Consider the following 1800-nt stretch of genomic DNA (forward strand, 5'->3'; position numbering starts at 1 on the left):
GACGCTGTTGGCGAATGTGAGTGATCGGCTGCGGTGAGTGACGCCGGTCTCCGAGACTTGTCTCGGAGACCGGCGTTGGTCGTTGCGGGGTGGTTTGGTGTCGATGCGTGCGGGTGGGCCGGGCGAGGTTCCGGCGGAGACGGTCAGGGTGGCGCGAGCGGCGTTCCCGAAGGGCAGCCTGGCGATTCGGATCCGGGACGAGCTGGGGGTTCTGTTCACGGACGAGCGGTTCGCGGATCTGTTCCCGGTGCGGGGTAAGCCGGCGTGGTCGCCGGGCCGGCTGGCGCTGGTGCTGGTGCTGCAGTTCGTCGAGGGGCTGACGGACCGGCAGGCCGCGGAGGCGGTGCGGGCGAGGATCGACTTCAAGTACGCCCTCGGTCTGGAACTCGGCGATCCCGGCTTCGACTTCTCGGTGCTGTCGGAGTTCAGGGACCGGCTGGTCGAAGCGGATGCCGGGCGGCGGGTGCTGGACGGCATCCTGGACGCGGCCCGGGCCAAGGGGCTGCTGAGAACGACGGGCCGGGCCCGGACCGACTCCACCCACGTGCTGTCGGCGGCCCGTGAACTGAGCTGGCTGGAGATGGTGGCCGAGACGCTGCGGTCCGCGTTGAACGCGCTCGCCCGGGCCGACCCCGGCTGGCTGGTGGAGGTCGCCGACCCGGAGTGGTTCCGGCACTACGCGACCCGGGCCGAGGAGTCCCGATTCCCGAAGTCCCGCGCGAAGCGGGATGAGACGGGGTTGCGGATCGGCGCCGACGGCATGCGACTGCTTGAGGCGGTTTTCTCGCCCCAAGTGCCGCAGGAACTGCGGGACTTGGGGCCGGTGGAGATTCTGCGGCAGGTGTGGGTCCAGCAGTTCCACCTTGTCGAGGGCGAGGTGAGGCGGCGGGACCCAAAAGACCGGCCGCCGGGCGCGACACGCCTGGTCACGCCCTATGACCCCGAGGCGCGCGGCAGCGTGAAGCGTGACACCCTCTGGGACGGCTACAAGGTCCACGTCACCGAAACCTGCGAGACCGACGTCCCTAACCTGGTCACGAACGCCGTCACCACCCTGGCCACCGTCCCCGACAGCGTGATGGTCGAGCCGATCCACGCCGGCCTCGCCGAACGGGACTGCCTACCGGGCGAGCACTGGGTCGACGCCGGCTATCCCACCGCCGCCCAGATCGTGGCCGCCCGGCGTGAACACGGCGTCGAGCTGCACGGTCCGATCCGGGCCGACACCACCGCCCAGGCCACCGGCGAGAGCAAGGCCTTCGGCCAGGAATCCTTCGCCATCGACTGGGACCACCAGCAGGTCACCTGCCCGGGAGGCCGCACCACCGGCCAGTGGCGCCAGGCACTGTCCCACCGCGGCACTCCCGTGATCCGGGTGCAGTTCTCGCCCGCCGACTGTCGGCCCTGTCCGCACCTGCGGGACTGCGTCAGCTCCCCGAAGGCGGTACGCCGGGAGCTGACCTTTCGCCACCACGACGAACACCAGGCCATCCGCCAGGCCCGAGAACTCCAGCAGACCGACGACTGGAAAGAGCGCTACAAGATCCGCGCCGGGGTCGAGGGAACCTTCTCCCAGGGCATCCAGCGCTGCGGCCTGCGCAGATCCCGTTACCAAGGCTTCGCGAAGACCAGCCTCCAGCACCAGCTCACCGCCGCCGCGATCAACCTAGCCCGCATCGACGCCCACCTCACCGAGACGCCCCGAGCCCGCACCCGCACCACCCACTTCGCAGCACTTCGCCCCGCCGAGCACTAGCTCGGCGGGGCAAAATGATCACGACCCCGAATTCGCCAACAGCG

Annotated in this window: 1 protein-coding gene; it reads left to right on the top strand. The window is 70.1% G+C overall.

What is annotated here, in order from left to right; all coding sequences use genetic code 11:
* Positions 1–97: 97 nt before the first annotated feature.
* The gene (locus ACFC0B_RS40840) at positions 98–1756 is read left to right on the top strand and encodes an IS1182 family transposase (protein ID WP_376098566.1); all 1659 of its coding nucleotides are present in this window, start codon (positions 98–100) and stop codon (positions 1754–1756) included.
* The last annotated feature ends 44 nt before the right edge of the window (positions 1757–1800 follow it).

The organism is Kitasatospora sp. NPDC056184, from assembly GCF_042268405.1.
GTDB lineage: Bacteria > Actinomycetota > Actinomycetes > Streptomycetales > Streptomycetaceae > Kitasatospora.